Origin of the sequence: Burkholderia sp. Ac-20384 (genome assembly GCF_017104605.1) — a bacterium.
In the GTDB taxonomy this organism is placed as follows: domain Bacteria; phylum Pseudomonadota; class Gammaproteobacteria; order Burkholderiales; family Burkholderiaceae; genus Burkholderia; species Burkholderia lata.
Genome location: NZ_JAAGPE010000221.1, coordinates 1 through 15,663, shown reverse-complemented (window position 1 = coordinate 15,663; position 15,663 = coordinate 1). Strand labels below are relative to the sequence as shown.

18 protein-coding genes are annotated in these 15,663 nt (G+C 67.5%); 12 read left to right on the top strand and 6 right to left on the bottom strand.

What is annotated here, in order from left to right:
• A partial coding sequence (locus G3O00_RS30155) for an SDR family oxidoreductase (RefSeq protein ID WP_206145203.1) occupies window positions 1–642 on the top strand: 642 nt, incomplete at its 5' end.
• A 26-nt stretch (window positions 643–668) separates the two neighbouring features.
• Window positions 669–1,640: an aldo/keto reductase gene (locus G3O00_RS30150; protein WP_206145202.1), complete on the top strand. Its 972-nt coding sequence runs from the start codon at window positions 669–671 to the stop codon at window positions 1,638–1,640.
• 173 nt (window positions 1,641–1,813) lie between these two features.
• Here the strand turns inward: G3O00_RS30150 and G3O00_RS30145 are convergent, their stop codons facing one another.
• Complete coding sequence (locus G3O00_RS30145; protein WP_206145201.1) at window positions 1,814–3,340, bottom strand: AMP nucleosidase; 1,527 nt, start codon at window positions 3,338–3,340, stop codon at window positions 1,814–1,816.
• 129 nt (window positions 3,341–3,469) lie between these two features.
• On the opposite strand from G3O00_RS30145, the gene G3O00_RS30140 reads away from it, so the two are divergent.
• The 5 genes from G3O00_RS30140 to G3O00_RS30120 all read left to right on the top strand — a co-directional run bounded on the left by G3O00_RS30140 (window position 3,470) and on the right by G3O00_RS30120 (window position 6,982).
• Window positions 3,470–3,865: a hypothetical protein gene (locus G3O00_RS30140; protein WP_011355821.1), complete on the top strand. Its 396-nt coding sequence runs from the start codon at window positions 3,470–3,472 to the stop codon at window positions 3,863–3,865.
• A 101-nt stretch (window positions 3,866–3,966) separates the two neighbouring features.
• A complete protein-coding gene (locus tag G3O00_RS30135) occupies window positions 3,967–4,965 on the top strand; it encodes a homoserine kinase (protein WP_174930594.1) in 999 nt (332 codons plus the stop codon).
• Window positions 4,956–5,765, top strand: a complete 810-nt coding sequence (locus G3O00_RS30130; RefSeq protein ID WP_011355823.1) for a BPSS1780 family membrane protein — start codon at window positions 4,956–4,958, stop codon at window positions 5,763–5,765. The genes G3O00_RS30135 and G3O00_RS30130 overlap by 10 nt, the downstream gene beginning before the upstream one ends.
• 188 nt (window positions 5,766–5,953) lie before the next feature.
• Complete coding sequence (locus G3O00_RS30125) at window positions 5,954–6,406, top strand: MarR family transcriptional regulator (RefSeq protein WP_174930595.1); 453 nt, start codon at window positions 5,954–5,956, stop codon at window positions 6,404–6,406.
• A 156-nt stretch (window positions 6,407–6,562) separates the two neighbouring features.
• Entirely contained in the window at window positions 6,563–6,982 is a 420-nt protein-coding gene (locus G3O00_RS30120; RefSeq protein ID WP_011355825.1) for an organic hydroperoxide resistance protein, read from the top strand.
• 113 nt (window positions 6,983–7,095) lie between these two features.
• On the opposite strand, the gene G3O00_RS30115 is transcribed toward G3O00_RS30120, so the two are convergent.
• Together G3O00_RS30115 and G3O00_RS30110 are read right to left on the bottom strand one after the other, a co-directional pair.
• A complete protein-coding gene (locus G3O00_RS30115) occupies window positions 7,096–7,272 on the bottom strand; it encodes a DUF3563 family protein (protein ID WP_011355826.1) in 177 nt (58 codons plus the stop codon).
• An 81-nt stretch (window positions 7,273–7,353) separates the two neighbouring features.
• Window positions 7,354–8,463: a PHB depolymerase family esterase gene (locus G3O00_RS30110; protein WP_206145200.1), complete on the bottom strand. Its 1,110-nt coding sequence runs from the start codon at window positions 8,461–8,463 to the stop codon at window positions 7,354–7,356.
• Between the two features lie 248 nt (window positions 8,464–8,711).
• Between G3O00_RS30110 and G3O00_RS30105 the strand changes: the two genes are divergently transcribed.
• The 4 genes from G3O00_RS30105 to G3O00_RS30090 all read left to right on the top strand — a co-directional run bounded on the left by G3O00_RS30105 (window position 8,712) and on the right by G3O00_RS30090 (window position 11,802).
• On the top strand, window positions 8,712–9,410 hold the full coding sequence (locus tag G3O00_RS30105; RefSeq protein WP_206145199.1) for a phosphatase PAP2 family protein: 699 nt from the start codon (window positions 8,712–8,714) through the stop codon (window positions 9,408–9,410).
• Window positions 9,411–9,547: 137 nt separating this feature from the next.
• Window positions 9,548–10,348, top strand: a complete 801-nt coding sequence (gene modA / locus G3O00_RS30100; protein ID WP_206145198.1) for a molybdate ABC transporter substrate-binding protein — start codon at window positions 9,548–9,550, stop codon at window positions 10,346–10,348.
• Between the two features lie 10 nt (window positions 10,349–10,358).
• Window positions 10,359–11,036 carry a molybdate ABC transporter permease subunit gene (gene modB, locus G3O00_RS30095; RefSeq protein WP_039358066.1) on the top strand — a complete coding sequence of 226 codons (678 nt, stop codon included), beginning with the start codon at window positions 10,359–10,361 and terminating at the stop codon, window positions 11,034–11,036.
• Between the two features lie 64 nt (window positions 11,037–11,100).
• Complete coding sequence (locus G3O00_RS30090) at window positions 11,101–11,802, top strand: ATP-binding cassette domain-containing protein (RefSeq protein ID WP_089432358.1); 702 nt, start codon at window positions 11,101–11,103, stop codon at window positions 11,800–11,802.
• 167 nt (window positions 11,803–11,969) lie between these two features.
• Here the strand turns inward: G3O00_RS30090 and G3O00_RS30085 are convergent, their stop codons facing one another.
• From G3O00_RS30085 to G3O00_RS30075, 3 genes are all read right to left on the bottom strand, one after another.
• The gene (locus tag G3O00_RS30085) at window positions 11,970–12,806 is read right to left on the bottom strand and encodes a TOBE domain-containing protein (RefSeq protein WP_206145197.1); all 837 of its coding nucleotides are present in this window, start codon (window positions 12,804–12,806) and stop codon (window positions 11,970–11,972) included.
• A 48-nt stretch (window positions 12,807–12,854) separates the two neighbouring features.
• Window positions 12,855–14,492: a CHAD domain-containing protein gene (locus G3O00_RS30080; RefSeq protein ID WP_206145196.1), complete on the bottom strand. Its 1,638-nt coding sequence runs from the start codon at window positions 14,490–14,492 to the stop codon at window positions 12,855–12,857.
• A gap of 126 nt (window positions 14,493–14,618) precedes the next feature.
• Window positions 14,619–15,002, bottom strand: coding sequence for a tautomerase family protein (locus G3O00_RS30075; RefSeq protein ID WP_206145195.1), 384 nt, complete (start codon window positions 15,000–15,002; stop codon window positions 14,619–14,621).
• 115 nt (window positions 15,003–15,117) lie between these two features.
• Between G3O00_RS30075 and G3O00_RS30070 the strand changes: the two genes are divergently transcribed.
• Window positions 15,118–15,663 (top strand): LysR family transcriptional regulator (locus G3O00_RS30070; protein WP_206145194.1); only part of this gene is annotated, 546 nt, incomplete at its 3' end.

Genomic DNA, 15,663 nt, shown 5'->3' with positions numbered 1-15,663 from the left:
GCGCCGCTCGACGAAACCGTGCGCGCGATTACCGAGCGCGGTGGCGAAGCCTTCGCGATGGCCATCGACGTCGGGTCCGCCGATGGCGTGCGCGCGCTCGTCGACGCAACGACCGGACGCTACGGCGCATTGCATGCCGCGTTCAACAATGCCGGTACGGAAGGCACGTTCGCGCCGATCGTGGAACAGACCGAGGCCGACTTCGACCATGTGATCGCCACCAATCTCAAAGGTACGTGGCTGTCGATCAAATACGAAATGGAGGCGATGCTCGCGCATGGCGGCGGTGCGATCGTCAACACGTCGTCGTGGCTCGCGAAAGGCGCGCTTGCCGGCTCGTCGACCTATTCGGCCAGCAAGGGCGCGCTCGATGCGCTGGTGCGCGCGGTCGCACTCGAAGGCGGCCCGCACGGCATCCGGATCAACAACGTGAACCCCGGCATCATCGACACGCCGATGGCGCGCCGCTTCGGCGACGACGAGATGTTCCGCCCGTTCGCCGCATTCACGCCCGCACGACGGATCGGCACGCCCGAAGACGTGGCCGACGCGGCCGTCTGGCTCTGCAGCGACGAAGCACGCTTCGTGACGGGCGAATCGCTCCTGGTCGATGGCGGCTACACGATCGGCGGCATGCGCTGACCGGCGCCGCGACGGAGGAAGAACCGATGGAATACGTGAGACTGGGAGCGTCCGGCCTGAAGGTATCGAGGCTGTGCCTGGGCTGCATGACCTACGGCGACCCGTCATGGCGCCCGTGGGTCAAGACCGAGGATGAGGCCCGCCCTTTCATTCGCACGGCACTCGATGCGGGGGTGAATTTCTTCGACACGGCCGACATCTACTCGAACGGCGAGAGCGAGCGCATTCTCGGGCGCGCGCTGCGCGATTTCGCGACGCGCGACGATGTGGTGATCGCCACCAAGGCGTTCTTTCCGACCGGTGACGGGCCGAATGCGCGCGGGCTGTCGCGCAAGCATCTGCTCGCCGGCATCGATGCGTCGCTGCAGCGCCTCGGGACGGATTACGTCGATCTCTACGTGATCCACCGGTTCGATCCGGACACGCCGATCGAAGAAACGCTCGATGCGCTCGATACCCTCGTGAGGAGCGGCAAGGTCCGCTATCTCGGCGCATCGTCGATGCATGCGTGGCAATTCATGAAGATGCTCGCGTTTCAGCGGCACCACGGCCTCGCCCGATTCGTCTCGATGCAGAGCCAGTACAGCCTGATCTGCCGTGACGACGAGCGCGACATGCTGCCGCTTTGCATCGAAGAAGGGATTGCCTACACGCCGTGGTCCCCGCTCGGCCGCGGGCTGCTGGCCGGCTCGCGCGATGCCGCGACGACGCGGGCCGCAACCGACCAGCAAATGGTGTCCTGGTACGACGGGCGCGACGCGGTCGCGGCGACCGTCGATATGGTCAGGCAGGTGGCGCACGCACGCGGGATGGCACCCGCCCGGATCGCACTGGCCTGGGTGCTGAGCCGACCAGGCATCACCGCGCCGATCGTCGGGTTGTCGAAGCCGCATCACCCGACCGACGCGCTCGCGGCACTCGACCTGAGACTCGACGATCGCGAGACCGCGTTGCTCGAGGCTGCATTCGACCGGACCGTCGAACCGGTGCAATGGTGACCAAGGCCCCGGCAATCCGATCCAGCCGGGGTTTCGAAGTCGCTTCGCTGATGACAGGTACGCGACCGCACGCTGCCAGCCCGCGAAATCGCATGCACCGTCACGTCAACCAGTGCGGTAAACCGGAAAACGCAAACCCCGGCGGGCCCCACAGGGCACGCCGGACATCGCACTTACTGGAACGCCACTTCCGCAAAGCTCCGAAGCTTGCGGCTATGCAGCTTGTCGAGCCCGTTCGTGCGCAGGATCTCCATCGCCTTCACGCCGATCTGCAGATGCTGGTCGACCTGTCCGCGATAGAACGTGTCGGCCATGCCCGGCAGTTTCAGCTCGCCATGCAGCGGCTTGTCCGACACGCACAGCAGCGTGCCGTACGGCACGCGGAAGCGGAAGCCGTTCGCGGCGATCGTCGCGCTTTCCATGTCGAGCGCGACCGCACGGCTCTGCGACAGCCGCTGCACCGGTTCGCGATGATCGCGCAGCTCCCAGTTGCGGTTGTCGACGCTCGCGACCGTACCCGTGCGCATCACGCGCTTCAGTTCAGCCCCCTCCAGCCGGGTCACGTCGGCCACCCCGCGCTCGAGCGCAAGCTGCACTTCGGCGAGCGCCGGAATCGGCACCCACAGCGGCAGGTCGGCGTCGAGCACGTGATCCTCGCGCACGTAGCCGTGTGCGAGCACGTAGTCGCCGAGACGCTGCGTGTTGCGCAGCCCCGCGCAGTGACCGAGCATCACCCACGCGTGCGGGCGCAGCACCGCGATGTGATCGGTGATCGTCTTCGCGTTCGACGGGCCGACGCCGATGTTGACCATCGTGATCCCGCTGCCGTCCGCGCGCTTCAGGTGATACGCGGGCATCTGCGGCAGGCGCGGCGGCGCGGCGCCCTCGGCCGGCTCGCTGCCGAGGTTCGCGTTGTAGGTGACGACATCGCCCGGCTCGACGAACGCGCTGTACTGGCTGCGGTAGGCACGCACCTCGGGATCGTCGCTCTCCGTCATCACCGTGCGGCCGAGCTTCACGAACTCGTCGATGTAGAACTGGTAGTTCGTGTAGAGCACGTAGTTCTGGAAGTGCGTGGGCGACGTCGCCGTGTAGTGGCGCAGCCGGTGCAGCGAGAAGTCGACGCGCGCGGCCGTGAACAGCGCGAGCGGATGCGGCTCGCCCGGCGCCGGCTCGAACGTGCCGTTGACGATGCGATCGTCGAGGTACGACAGGTCGGGGGTATCGAAGATGTCGCGCATCGCGAGCAGGCGGTCGCGGTCGAGCTCGCCCTCGAGATGGATGCCTTCCGGAAACGCGAAATGGATCGGAATCGGCTGCGACGACACGCCGATCTCGATCTTCACATGGTGGTTCTTCGCCAGCAGGCGCAGTTGCTCGCGATAGTAGTTCGCGAAGAGATCGGGGCGCGTGACCGTCGTCTCGAACACGCCGGGGCCCGCGACGAAGCCGTACGAGCGGCGCGAATCGACATGCGTGTTGACGTCGGTGCGGATCCGCACGAACGGGTAGCACGCGCGGACGTGCTCGGTAATCGGTTCGTGGCGGCGATAGCGCGCGAATGCGTCGCGCAGGAACCCGGTGTTCGTGTCGTAAATGGCGGACAGCCGCGCGACGGCGGCGATCGGATCGTCGAAAGCCTCGACTGACGGGCTCTCGGGCGTCAGCACTCGGTGCCGGCGGCTCAAATCGTTCTTCATTTTCATCACCTCGTCTGATCCGACGACATTACCACGGAACCCGGTCGCCCTTATGGCTGCCCCTACGCACGCGAGGGCCGGATGGGCCGCAGTATTTGCTAAAATCGGTGGGTTCACTGGAGACTCATCATGAAGCCGCTCATTCTCGTCGTCGCTGCCGCCGCGTTTGCCGCCGCCAGCGCCGCTTACGCCGCCGGCGGTACGCCTGACGCCGACGCGCAGGCTCGGGCCGAGGCCAACGAGGCCGCCGGCCTGCCCGATCTCCGCAAGATCAACCGGCCGGGCGCCGAAGTCACGTCGAAAGTCGACTTCGACGACATCCGCCGCACGCCGAGCTTCCACGAAAAGAGCAAGAACGGCACCGAAGTCACCGAGTACCGCGATCGCGGCAAGCCGGTCGAGATCGACGTGAAGTCGAACTTCGGCACGCGCTACCAGATGAGCTCGACGCCCGACACGTCGCCGAAGCCGCACGACGCGGGCATCCCGATCACGCGCCTGCCGTCGTTGAACCTGCGCTACTGATTCCGTGGCGCGCGACACCGAACGCCGCGCGCCGCCTCCCTTCACCTGCTGTCGCGACGCACGCCGCACGCGTGCCGACACCCTGACCTGACGCATCCCGCATGGCCGTTTTCACTGCTGTTTCCGACTCCGATCTCGCGCAATGGATGCGCCACTACGAACTGGGCGACGTGCTCGCGTTTCGCGGCATTCCGTCCGGTATCGAAAACAGCAATTTCTTCCTGACGACGACGCGCGGCGAGTACGTCCTCACGATCTTCGAAAAGCTCACGGCGGAACAGCTGCCGTTCTACCTCGACCTGATGAGCCACCTGGCCGGCCATGGCGTGCCGGTGCCCGACCCGATCCCGCGCGACGACGGCGCGCTGTTCGGCATGCTGCACGGCAAGCCGGCCGCGATCGTCACGAAGCTCGACGGCTCGGCCGAACTCGCGCCGGGGGTCGAACACTGCATCGAAGTCGGGCAGATGCTCGCGCGCCTGCACCTCGCCGGCCGCGACTATCCGCGCAACCAGCCGAACCTGCGCAGCCTGCCGTGGTGGCAGGAGAACGTGCCGGCGATCGTGCCGTTCATCACGGATGAGCAGCGCGCGCTGCTGGAAGGCGAGCTCGCGCACCAGGCCGGCTTCTTCGCGTCGGACGACTACGCGGCGCTGCCGGCCGGGCCGTGCCATTGCGACCTGTTCCGCGACAACGTGCTGTTTGCGCACGCGGCGCCCGGCACCGGCCACGACGTGCGGCTCGGCGGCTTCTTCGACTTCTATTTCGCGGGCTGCGACAAGTGGCTGTTCGACGTCGCGGTCACGGTCAACGACTGGTGCGTCGACCTCGCGACCGGCGTGCTCGACGTCGCGCGCGCCGACGCGCTGCTGCGCGCGTACCAGACGGTCCGGCCGTTCACGGCCGAGGAGCGCCGCCACTGGAGCGACATGCTGCGCGCGGGCGCGTACCGCTTCTGGGTGTCGCGCCTGTACGACTTCTACCTGCCGCGCGCGGCCGAGATGCTCAAGCCGCACGACCCCGGCCATTTCGAACGCATCCTGCGCGAGCGTATCGCGCATACGCCCGCGCTTCCCGAGATCCAAACCGCATGCAACTGATCGAAGTGCCCGCCAAAACGGGCTATGTCTGGTTCCGTCAAGGCATCTGGCTGTTCCGCCGGAACCCGCTCGCGTTCATCACGCTGTTCTTTACGTACCTGCTGGCGATCACGCTGATATCGATGGTGCCCGTGATCGGCTCCGCGCTGCCGCTGGTCTTCATTCCCGGCGTCGCGGTCGGCTTCATGGCCGCATGCCGCGACACGGTGGCCGGCAAGCCCGTGATGCCGACGATCCTCGTCGACGGCTTCCGCTCGTACGGTACCGTCGCGACCCAGCGGCTGCTCGTGCTCGGCGTGATCTACGTCGCGTCGATGGTGGTCGTGTTCGCCGCTTCGTCGTTCGTGGACGGCGGCGCGCTGTTCCACGTGATGATGGGCGCGGCCGACGAAGCGAGCACGACGCCGGAGGCGCTCGCCGCGCAAGGCACGCTCGGCGCGCTGTTCTTCGCGACGCTGCTTTACCTGCCGGTCGCGATGCTGTTCTGGTTCGCACCGGTGCTGGTCGCGTGGCATGACGTCCCGCCCGCCAAGGCGCTGTTCTTCAGCGTCGTCAGCTGCTGGCGCAATCGCGGCGCGTTCGTCGTGTACGGCGTGCTGTGGTTCGCCGTCGCGCTCGGCACGTCGCTCGCGCTGTCGCTGCTGCTGCAGGCACTGGGCGCCGGCGCCTATGCGCTGACGATCATGATGCCGGTGACGATCATCATCGTCACGATGCTGTACTGCTCGTTCTACGCGACCTATCGCGGCTGCTTCGGCGTACAGGAACCGGGCGCGACGACCACCACGTCGGGCCGTTGAAGTTTCCCCGGCCGGCGCGCGTCGCCGGCCCGCCGCTCTCCGCGCCGGGTTGCCTCCCCGGCGCCCCCGCCCTTCCCCCGCCTCCGTCAGCCACCGGTCCTCGCCGGCCGCCCCTGTTCATCCCGATCTTTTGCGCGCAAAATAATTTGCGTACAAATTGTTCGCGCGTTCGACGCGCCCTCCGAATCATGGACCGCCTGCCCCCGCTGCCCCAGACGCTCGACGAGCAACTCTGCTTCGCGCTCTACTCGACTTCGCACGCAATGACGAAGGCGTACAAGCCGCTGCTCGACAAGCTGTCGCTGACCTATCCCCAATATCTCGCGATGCTCGTGCTGTGGGAACGCGACGACATCGCAGTGAAGGACATCGCGGCGCGGCTCGACCTCGACCCGGCTACGGTCACACCGCTGCTGAAGCGGCTGGAGGCGCTCGGTTACGTCGAGCGCGTACGCAGCGCGACCGACGAGCGCGTCGTCAACGTGCTGGTGACGCCGGAAGGCCGTGCGCTGAAGGACCGCGCGCGCTCGGTACCCGCCGATCTCTTTTGCGCGATGCAGCAATCGCCCGACTTCCTGGTCAGGCTGCGCGCCGATCTCCAGCAGTTGCGCGACGCACTGTCGGCCGCCAACGAACGCTGACAGGCGAGCCTCGATGAACCGGCCCGGCAGTGCCGGGCCTTTTCTTCAAAAATTCATTTGCACACAAATAATTTGTGTTCTATTGTTTACGCGTGGCCGGCGACACCCCGTTCGACCGGACCGCTTTTCCTCCCTTTTCCCGACAGGAGCTGCACGATGAACATTCTGTACAAGACCAGCGCCACGAGCACGGGTGGCCGCGACGGCCGCGCGGTATCCGCTGACAACAAGCTGGAAGTGAAGCTGGCCGCGCCGCGCGAACTCGGCGGCACGGGCGCGGAAGGCACGAATCCGGAGCAACTGTTTGCCGCAGGTTACTCGGCCTGTTTCCTGAGCGCGATGAAATTCGTCGCCGGCCAGGACAAGAAGGCACTGCCGGCCGACACGCAGGTCACGGCGGAAGTGGGCATCGGCCCGAATGACGCAGGCGGCTTCGGGCTCGACGTCGAACTGCGCGTGTCGCTGCCGGGGTTCGACAAGGCCGACGCGCAAGCGCTGGTCGAGAAGGCGCACCACGTGTGCCCTTACTCGAACGCGACGCGTAACAACGTGCCGGTGCGCCTGACGGTCGTCTGACGCGACACAAGGCCTGGAATGCAAAAAGGGCGCGTGCGGCATGTAGCCGCACGCGCCCTTTTTTGCTGCGTGACTCGCCGGAACGGCGGACCTGACTGCCCGCCCTGCGCGCTTTAGCGCGAACCGAACGTGTACGGGCGGTTCATCGCCGCTTCGCGATCGATCTTGCGCATGCGGAATTCGAGATCATAGATGTCGGTCGCGTCTGCCAGGTATGCCTCGGCGCGCTCTTTCGAGGCCTTTTCAGCGTTCTTGGTCAGCATCAGGAAGAGGTGGCTCAGCAGGTACATGGTTGATCTCGCAATCCAAAGGTTCTTTGACTAGGGTATTCCCGAATTATAGGGAAAACCCTAGTCTTTGGCCAGCGTCGATCAGACGATGCGTCGTTCGGTCGCCACAGTGCGGCGATGTGCTTCGAAAAAGGCCCAGATCATCGCGCTCGCATCGGGGCCGACCGCCGCGTGGAACGGCACGGCTTCATCACCGCCGGCCCACGCATGGTCGAGCCCTTTCACATGACAGAGCCGCACGACCGGCTCGCCGTCGCGGCAGACATCGGTGATCTGCGCACCCGCGTCGCGCGTCTCGACGCGTTCGCCGCCGCGCAGTGCGCCGCGGCTGTCGGCGAGCCCGTTCAGGCGCATGAACTGCACCGTCAACTGGTCGGCATTCTTCGGTGCGACCACGTGGTCGCCGTCGCCCTGGACGATCAGCGCGGGCATGCCCGGATACGCTGCGGCATCGACCAGCGCATCGACCGCCGCAGCCGGGTTCTGGCGCACGCCGCGCCGCATCACGTCCATCGCGGTAATGCCCGAACTCGCCTCGCCGAGCGCAGGGCCCGAATGCAGCGCCACCGCCGCAAAGCGGTCGGGATGGTGCAGTGCAAGAAGCGACGCGAGGCCCGCGCCGGCCGACAGCCCGGCGACATAGACACGCGATGCGTCGAAACCGCGTTCGTCGACGAGCGCGTCGACGAGCGACGCCACCGCGTTCGCCTCGCCTCGGCCCGCGCGGTCGGTATCTTCATACCAGTGCCAGCAACCGTGCGCGTGCGCGCGCAGCGACTGCTCCGGATACAGCACCGCGAAGCCGTGCTTGTCGGCCAGCAGGTTCATCCGCGTGCCTTGCACGAATTCGTCGACGGACTGCTGGCAGCCGTGCAGCATCACGACGAGCGGCATCGCGCCACGCCGGCGGCCCGGCGGCACGTAAAGGCCGTAAGCGAGATTCTGGACGAGGCGCCCGAGCGCGGGCGCCATCGGATGTTCGCCGCGCGTCCACTCGCCGGCCGCCCAGGCGGCTGCGCGCGGTCGCACGCGCGATTCGCGCGGCGGGGACAGATCGGATGCGGCGGGAGAGGCCGCCGCCTCGAGGGCGTCGCGTGTGATGCGCTGCGCATCGCGCGCCGCGCGCTGGGCGGCCGGAGACAGCATGCGTTTCATGCCGCCCAGCCACACCTTGGTCAGACTTTTGGTCATCGATCGGGCTCGCAGTCAGGAAAAATAGGGGCATCACAACGGATGCAGCGTTCGTCTTTGTGCAATGCACCATAACATTGTTTCTGGGATTTTTCCTGCACGCGGATAGTTCCCGGCCGCGCAAAAAACGGGGCTCATGCGCACGCGGCGCTATACTGGGGTTTCGCCGCTTGTATCCGTTGTAGTCGTTCTTCCCGGCTCGCGCGTTGATTTAAGCATCTTCCCCGCCTTCGTTCGTCCCCTTCCCGATGTTCGACCTGTCGTCTCACCTGTGGATCATGATCACCGCGTTCGGCGGCGCCGGCCTGACCTTGCCGCTCGCGATCACGATCGCCGTCTGGCTCGCGCTCGGCTACTCGTGGCAGCGCGCGGCCGCGTGGCTCGGCGTGCTCGCGGCCGCGATCGGGGTGGTCGCGCTCACGAAGATCGCGTTCCTCGGCTGGGGGATCGGCATCCGCAAGTGGGATTTCACGGGGTTCAGCGGCCACGCGATGCTGTCGACGTCGGTGTATCCCGTCGCGATTTTCCTGGCGCTGATCCGCACGCGCACGCCGGTGCGATTCGCCGGCATCGCGCTCGGGCTCGCGGCCGGCGTCGCAGTCGGCGTGTCGCGCGTCGCGCTCGACGCCCATTCGCCGTCCGAATCGATCACCGGCTGTATCGTCGGCGCAATCGCCGCGCTCGCGTTCATCGCCGGCTCGTGGCGCGCAGTGCCGCACCGCTGGTCGGTGCCCGCGGTCGTCGCGAGCCTCGCGCTCGTGACGGTGGCGCTGCACGGCATCACGGTGCCGTCGCATCGGTGGGTCACCAAGGTGGCGCTGCAACTGTCGGGCCATGAACGCCCGTTCGTCCGCGCGCGCTGGAAGGCCAACCCGAACTACCGCCCTGCATCGCAGCCATCGTCGCTGCAGCGCACCCAGTCGTCGCCGCACACGCTCCGTACGTGACCGGCCGCCCGGCCGTCACGCCTGTCCGTTTTCACGTCTGACCATTACATGCGCATCGTCGCATGAGCGGTATGTCGAGCGTTATAACCCGCCCTATATTACGATTACGGTTTCCACCCAACCAAAACGAATCCACCATGCGCTCAACCGTCCGTCCGCTTCGCCGCACCCTGCTTCGCCTGCTGCCGATCGCCACGCTTGCCGCTGCCGGTATCGCGTTCAGCGCGCCCGCTTCCGCCACCGACGAACTGGTCGTGTCGGCCGCCGCCAGCCTGACGAACGCGTTCAAGGCCGTCGGCGATGCGTACGAGAAGCAGCATCCGGATACCAAGGTGCTGTTCAACTTCGGCGCGTCGGACGTGCTGATGCAGCAGATCGCCAAGGGCGCGCCGGCTGACGTGTTCGCGTCGGCCGACCAGAAGGCGATGGATCGTGCGGCTGACGAAAAGGTGATCGTGCCCGGCACGCGTCGCGATTTCGCGGCGAACTCGCTCGTGCTGATCGTGCCGGCGGACAGCAAGACCGCCGCGCCGACGTCGCTCAACGACCTGACCGCGCCCGGCGTGAAGCGCATCGCGTACGGCGACCCGGCATCGGTGCCGGTCGGCCGCTACACCGAAGGCGCACTGCGCACGGCCGGCGTGTGGGATGCCGTCAGCGCGAAGGGCGTGCTGGCCGCCAACGTGCGCCAGAGCCTCGACTATGTCGCGCGCGGCGAAGTCGACGCGGGCTTCGTGTTCGGTACCGACGCCGCGATCATGCCGGGCCGCGTGAAAATTGCGCTGACCGTGCCGACGAAGACGGCCATCACCTATCCGATCGCCGTGGTCAAGGACAGCCGCCACGCCGCGCAGGCGCAGTCGTTCATCGACTTCGTCGCGTCGCCGCAGGGCCAGGCCGTGCTGTCGACGTTCGGCTTCAAGCCCGCGGGCAAGTGAGCGTAGCGCGATGCAAGACGCCTGGGTACCGCTGCTGCTGTCGTTGAAGGTTGCCGGCTGGGCAACCGCGCTCGACATCGTGCTCGGCGTCGCGGCCGCGTTCATGCTCGCGCGCTGGCGCTCGCCGCTGCGCGACGTCGTCGATTCCGTGCTGACGCTGCCGCTCGTGCTGCCGCCGACGGTGCTCGGCTATTACCTGCTCGTGCTGCTCGGCCGGCGCGGCGTGTTCGGCGCGTGGCTCGACAAGCTCGGCATCGAACTCGTCTTCACGTGGCAAGGCGCGGTGATCGCGTCGATGGTCGTCGCGTTTCCGCTGATCCTGAAGTCGGCGCGGGCCGCATTCGAAGGCGTCGATCCGCATCTCGAGCGCGCCGCGCGCACGCTCGGGCTCGGCGAAGTCGCGGTGTTCTTCCGCGTGACGCTGCCGCTCGCCACGCGCGGCATTCTCGCGGGCGCGCTGCTCGCGTTCGCACGCGCGCTCGGCGAGTTCGGCGCGACGCTGATGATCGCAGGCAACCTGCCCGGCCGCACGCAGACGCTGTCGGTCGCGATCTACGCGGCCGTGCAGGCCGGCGACGACAGCACCGCCAACTTCCTCGTGCTGGTGACGTCGATCACCTGCGTGCTCGTGCTGCTCGCGACCGGCTGGCTCGTGCCGTCGCGTGCCCGGCGGAGCCAACTGACATGAAGCGCATTTCTCGTCCGTATCGCCTGCTTCGCCCGGCAGCCGGGTTGCGTCGACGGAGGCACGCATGAGCCTCGTCGTCGACATCCGCAAGACCTACGCGAACGCCGAGCGCCGCTTCACGCTCGACATGTCGTTCACGGCGACGACGCAGCGCGTCGTGCTGTTCGGGCCGTCCGGTGCGGGCAAGAGCATGACGCTGCAGGCGATCGCCGGCCTGCTGTCGCCCGACGAAGGCACGATCACGCTGAACGACGAACCGCTGTTCGACGCCGCACGCCGTATCGACGTGCCGACCCGCGAGCGCCGCGTCGCGTACCTGTTCCAGGATTACGCGCTGTTTCCGCATCTGAACGTGCGCCAGAACATTGCGTTCGGGCTCACGTCCGGGCTGCGCAACCCGCGCGCGAAGACGGTGCCGCCGGAAGTCGCTTACTGGCTGCAGGCGTTCGATCTCGAAGCGCTCGCGGGGCAGTATCCGTCGCAATTGTCGGGCGGGCAGAAACAGCGCGTCGCGCTCGCGCGCGCACTGGTCGCGCAGCCGCGGATCCTGCTGCTCGACGAACCGTTCGCGGCGCTCGACGGCGCCATGCGCCAACGCATGCGTCACGAACTCGCCGAGCTGCAGGCGCGGCTCGATATCCCGATGGTGCTGATCTCGCACGATCCCGACGACGTCGCCGCGTTCGGCGACCAGGTCGTGCAGTTGAGCGAAGGACGCGTGCAGGCGGCTCCGCCGCACGCCGAGTGGCCGACGCGCGTCACGTGAGCGCGCGAGGCCGTGGTCGTGGCAGGCAGGTTGGAGCCTGAGAGAAGCCGCGCGTAGCGGCATAGGCAGAATGCGGAAACGAAGCCGGTGCCGTGCAGGCGCTGTGCGATGCCGGCTTCGCCCCGCCCGTCATACGATCGTCGAAGCGCGCCGTCCAGCCTGCGACGTCAGCCCGTCACCGCAAGAATCACGCTCGACGCCTTGAACAGTGCGATCGCCGGCCGGCCGGCATCGAGTTGCAACGCATCGGCGCTGTCGTTGGTCACAACCGCCGTCAGCGTCCCGCCACCATCGAGCGCGAGCGTCACCTCGCTGTTCACCGCACCCGCCGCAACGGTTTCCACGCTGCCGCGCAGTTGATTCCGCGCGGACACTTTCAGCTCGTGCTCGCCGCCGTCGACCGCGAGCACGACCCACGACGCCTTCACCAGCGCACACGCGTCCGCGCCAACCTGCAGGCCGAGCGCATCGGCACTCTCGTGCGTCAGCACCGCAACGATCGGCTGTCCGCCGGGCAGCGTCAGCGTGACCTCGTCGTTGACGGTGCCGCGCACGATCGATGCGACCTTGCCGAACAACTGGTTGCGCGCGCTGGTCTTCATCCCGATCCGGCCGATCAGCGCCCAGTCGACGTCGAACCCGGACACGGCCGCGCTCGCGGCCTCGATGAACCGGCGATGCTCGCGCTCGATCGTGCGGAACGCGGCAATCAGCGACGTCGCGCGCGGCGTCAGCGTCGTGCCGCCGCCGCCCTTGCCGCCCGTCGAACGCGCGACGAGCGGTTCGCCGGCAAGATTGTTCATCGTGTCGACCGCATCCCACGCGGCCTTGTAGCTGAGGCCGACGGCCTTCGCCGCACGCGTGATCGAACCGGTGTCGCCGATCGCCGCGAGCAACGCGATGCGCGTGGCGCCGCCGAGCGTCTGCTCGCCTGCGCGCAGCCACAGCTCGCCGCCCAGTTCGAGCGGTTCGAAGGACGGGGAAGATTGCGGTGCGTCGGTCATCAGGATGCGTGTGGAAATCGGTGGGCCATTATAGGGAACGCGTGCCGGTCAACCCGGCTTGCCGTCGAGCTTCGGCGGCCGCAGGCTGGCCAGCAGCGTCTCGGCATCGCGCGCCGCGCGCTGCTCGAGCGCCGCGCCGTAGCCGCGCACGAAACCGAGCTGGTACGGTGGTGCAGCCAATTTTTCGAGGTGATGCAGCGCGACCATCGTGTCGTTCGCTTCGCCGAGCACGCTCTGCACGCGCGTGAGCGTCTTGACCGTCTCGGTGCGCGTGCGGCGCGACGCCAGCGACGCGAAGAATTCGAGCGCATAGCGCAGCCGCTTCGCATCGATCCGCACCTGATGACGCGCAGCCGTATCGAGCGACGTGAGCGACGGCGACGCGTACAGATGACCGAACAGCCGCCGCACGCGCTTCGTCGCGTGGCGCCGCAGCGAGGGCGCGTCGCCCTCTTCGGCGGGCGGCAACGCAAGCGAGCTCAGCCATTCGAGCCAGCCGAGCGTCAGCCGCGCATAACGGGCCGAATGCAGCGCCTGCCGCAACTCGACCCGCGCGGCCGCGCACTGCGCGCGCGCGGCGTCGAGCGTGCCGTTCCACTCGCCGTCGCCGCCGTCGGCCGCGATCAGCGCGGGCAGGCTTTCAGTCGCGAACACGTCCCAGTCGCGCACCGTGCCGAGCAACGAAGCAAGCCAGCGCAGGTCGACACCGAGCGTGTCGCGCCACTGGCGGTCGGCAAAGAGCGGGAAGAAGCGCATCAGCGTGCGCAAGCGGCGCAGCGCGACCCGCATCTGGTGCACGAATTCGGGATCGTCGTGCTCGAGCACGCCGCCCTCGTTGCCGAGCCATTGCGCGGTGATGTCGCCGGACAGCGCGAACAGCGCGGCGCGCTGCGTACGCACGCCGGTCAGGTCGACGAGCTTTGCCTTGACGGGCCCGTCGGCAGCCGGCTCGGCCGCGCATAGGCGATCGATCACGCTCGTCAGTTGCACAAATGCAGGCCACGCGCCGCTCAATTCGCGCGCCGCGGCAAACAGCGCATGCAGCGCGGCGGTGCGCGCGGGCAAGGTTTCCCAGTCGGGCGCCGTGAGGCGCAGCTCGACGTAGCGTCGCGGCGGCTCGCTACCGCGATGCAGCGTGACGTCGTCGAGCGTCATCTCGACTACGACGCCGCTGTCGTCGGCCCAGCGCCCGCGTCGCCGTTCGCTGACGAGGCGCAGCGCCGACGCTTCGGGCTGGGCACCGTCCTCCTCCGGGCGCCCGGCCGTATCCGGCGCGGTGCCGTCGATTTCGCCTGTCGCGACGACGGCCTCGGCTGCGACGGCCGCCTCGGGTATCGGCAGCGGCATCGCGACGACGATGCCCGCATGCTCCGCGTCGAACAATTCGCGCGCCGTGACACCGGGCGCAAACGCCTTCGTGCGCGACGCGACGACGCGCCTGCAGTGCGCATTCGACTCGACCCACGTCCACCAGCTCGCGCCGGGGCTCGGCTCGGCCTCCTCGATCTGGCACGGCTCGATCGTCACGCGCTCATGGCCGCGGCGCATCCGGACCTGCGGGCAGATCCGCCACGCGCGCACGAGTTCGGCGCCGAAATCGCGCTGTGCACCCCGGGCGCGACTCGCAGCCTTGACCGGCCACCCTTCCAGCGACAGCGACAACACGATTTCCAGCACACGCGACATGGAGGCTCCTGCACATGAAGAAGCGCCGGCACATCGATCGCGCCGGCGTCACCCGTGAAGCTGCTTCCATAGTACACGTCGCCAAAACTCGCGGGCGACGATCTGGCCCTGTCGTGCTGTCGCAGGTCAAACGGCGTATTGCGCGAGGCCGTTGCCGAACGACCAGTCCTCTTTCATCACCTCGACAAGACTGATGAATACGTCCTGCTGCCGCACGCCGGGCTGCTGCGCGAGGTTGTCCGCGATCGCCCGGTACAGCGCCCGCTTCTGCTCGAGCGTGCGCGTGTTGTTCGCGGTGATCTGGATCATCACGAGATCGTCGCTGCGCTCGATATCGAGGTAGTGACGACCGAACACGAAGTTCTCGGCCGCATGCTCGGTGACGACCATGAAGATATCGTCTTCGGGCACGTTGAACGTGTGCATCAGCGCGCGATGCACGCCGTCGACGAGCGCCGCACGGTAGGCGGCCGGCTTGCCTTCGCGGACTGCGATACGGGTGAATGGCATGGTCCTGCTCCTGTCGGTGAAGTTGACGTTGAAGAACGGAAACACAGCGTCAGGTTAGGCTTGCCAAACTATAATGAACAGTCATTGATGAATATTTCATCCATTTACATCGAAAATGAAAGTCCTGGACCTCGATGCCGTCCGCGCGTTCGTGCTGGTCGCCGATCTCGCCAGCTTCACACGCGCGGCCGACGCGCTCGGCACCACGCAGTCGGCCGTCAGCCTGAAGCTGAAGCGGCTGGAAGCCCACCTCGGCAAGCCGCTGCTCGCGCGCACGCCGCGCGTCGTCAAGCTGGCCGCCGACGGCGAGAATTTCCTGCCGGCTGCCCGCGCGCTGCTCGACGCGCACGATCACGCGCTGGGCGCAATCTCGGCCGGCACGCACCGGCTGTCGCTCGGCGTCAGCGAGCATGTCGCGGTGCCCGACCTGCCGGCCGTGCTCACGAGCCTGCACCGGCAGGATCCAGGCTTGTCGCTCGAAATGCATCTCGGCACGTCGACGAACCTCCTCGCGCAATACGACGAACGCCGGTTCGACGCAGTGATCGTGCGGCACGAGCCGGGCGAAGACCCGCCGCGCGAAGACGGCACGCTGCTGTTTTCCGAACCGCTGGCCTGGCTCGCCGCGCCGGACTGGGTCCCGCGCGCGGGCGAGCCGCTA

Bases quoted from the DNA above. Each gene is read 5' to 3' on its own strand.
- G3O00_RS30145 (WP_206145201.1), bottom strand. From the start codon at position 3,340: ATGAAGAACGATTTGAGCCGCCGGCACCGAGTGCTGACGCCCGAGAGC.
- G3O00_RS30120 (WP_011355825.1), top strand. From the start codon at position 6,563: ATGAACATTCTGTACAAGACCAGCGCCACGAGCACGGGTGGCCGCGAC.
- G3O00_RS30085 (WP_206145197.1), bottom strand. From the start codon at position 12,806: ATGACCGACGCACCGCAATCTTCCCCGTCCTTCGAACCGCTCGAACTG.
- G3O00_RS30140 (WP_011355821.1), top strand. From the start codon at position 3,470: ATGAAGCCGCTCATTCTCGTCGTCGCTGCCGCCGCGTTTGCCGCCGCC.
- G3O00_RS30130 (WP_011355823.1), top strand. From the start codon at position 4,956: ATGCAACTGATCGAAGTGCCCGCCAAAACGGGCTATGTCTGGTTCCGT.
- modB (WP_039358066.1), top strand. From the start codon at position 10,359: ATGCAAGACGCCTGGGTACCGCTGCTGCTGTCGTTGAAGGTTGCCGGC.
- G3O00_RS30135 (WP_174930594.1), top strand. From the start codon at position 3,967: ATGGCCGTTTTCACTGCTGTTTCCGACTCCGATCTCGCGCAATGGATG.
- G3O00_RS30125 (WP_174930595.1), top strand. From the start codon at position 5,954: ATGGACCGCCTGCCCCCGCTGCCCCAGACGCTCGACGAGCAACTCTGC.
- G3O00_RS30150 (WP_206145202.1), top strand. From the start codon at position 669: ATGGAATACGTGAGACTGGGAGCGTCCGGCCTGAAGGTATCGAGGCTG.
- G3O00_RS30115 (WP_011355826.1), bottom strand. From the start codon at position 7,272: ATGTACCTGCTGAGCCACCTCTTCCTGATGCTGACCAAGAACGCTGAA.
- G3O00_RS30110 (WP_206145200.1), bottom strand. From the start codon at position 8,463: ATGACCAAAAGTCTGACCAAGGTGTGGCTGGGCGGCATGAAACGCATG.
- G3O00_RS30080 (WP_206145196.1), bottom strand. From the start codon at position 14,492: ATGTCGCGTGTGCTGGAAATCGTGTTGTCGCTGTCGCTGGAAGGGTGG.
- G3O00_RS30075 (WP_206145195.1), bottom strand. From the start codon at position 15,002: ATGCCATTCACCCGTATCGCAGTCCGCGAAGGCAAGCCGGCCGCCTAC.
- G3O00_RS30105 (WP_206145199.1), top strand. From the start codon at position 8,712: ATGTTCGACCTGTCGTCTCACCTGTGGATCATGATCACCGCGTTCGGC.
- G3O00_RS30090 (WP_089432358.1), top strand. From the start codon at position 11,101: ATGAGCCTCGTCGTCGACATCCGCAAGACCTACGCGAACGCCGAGCGC.
- modA (WP_206145198.1), top strand. From the start codon at position 9,548: ATGCGCTCAACCGTCCGTCCGCTTCGCCGCACCCTGCTTCGCCTGCTG.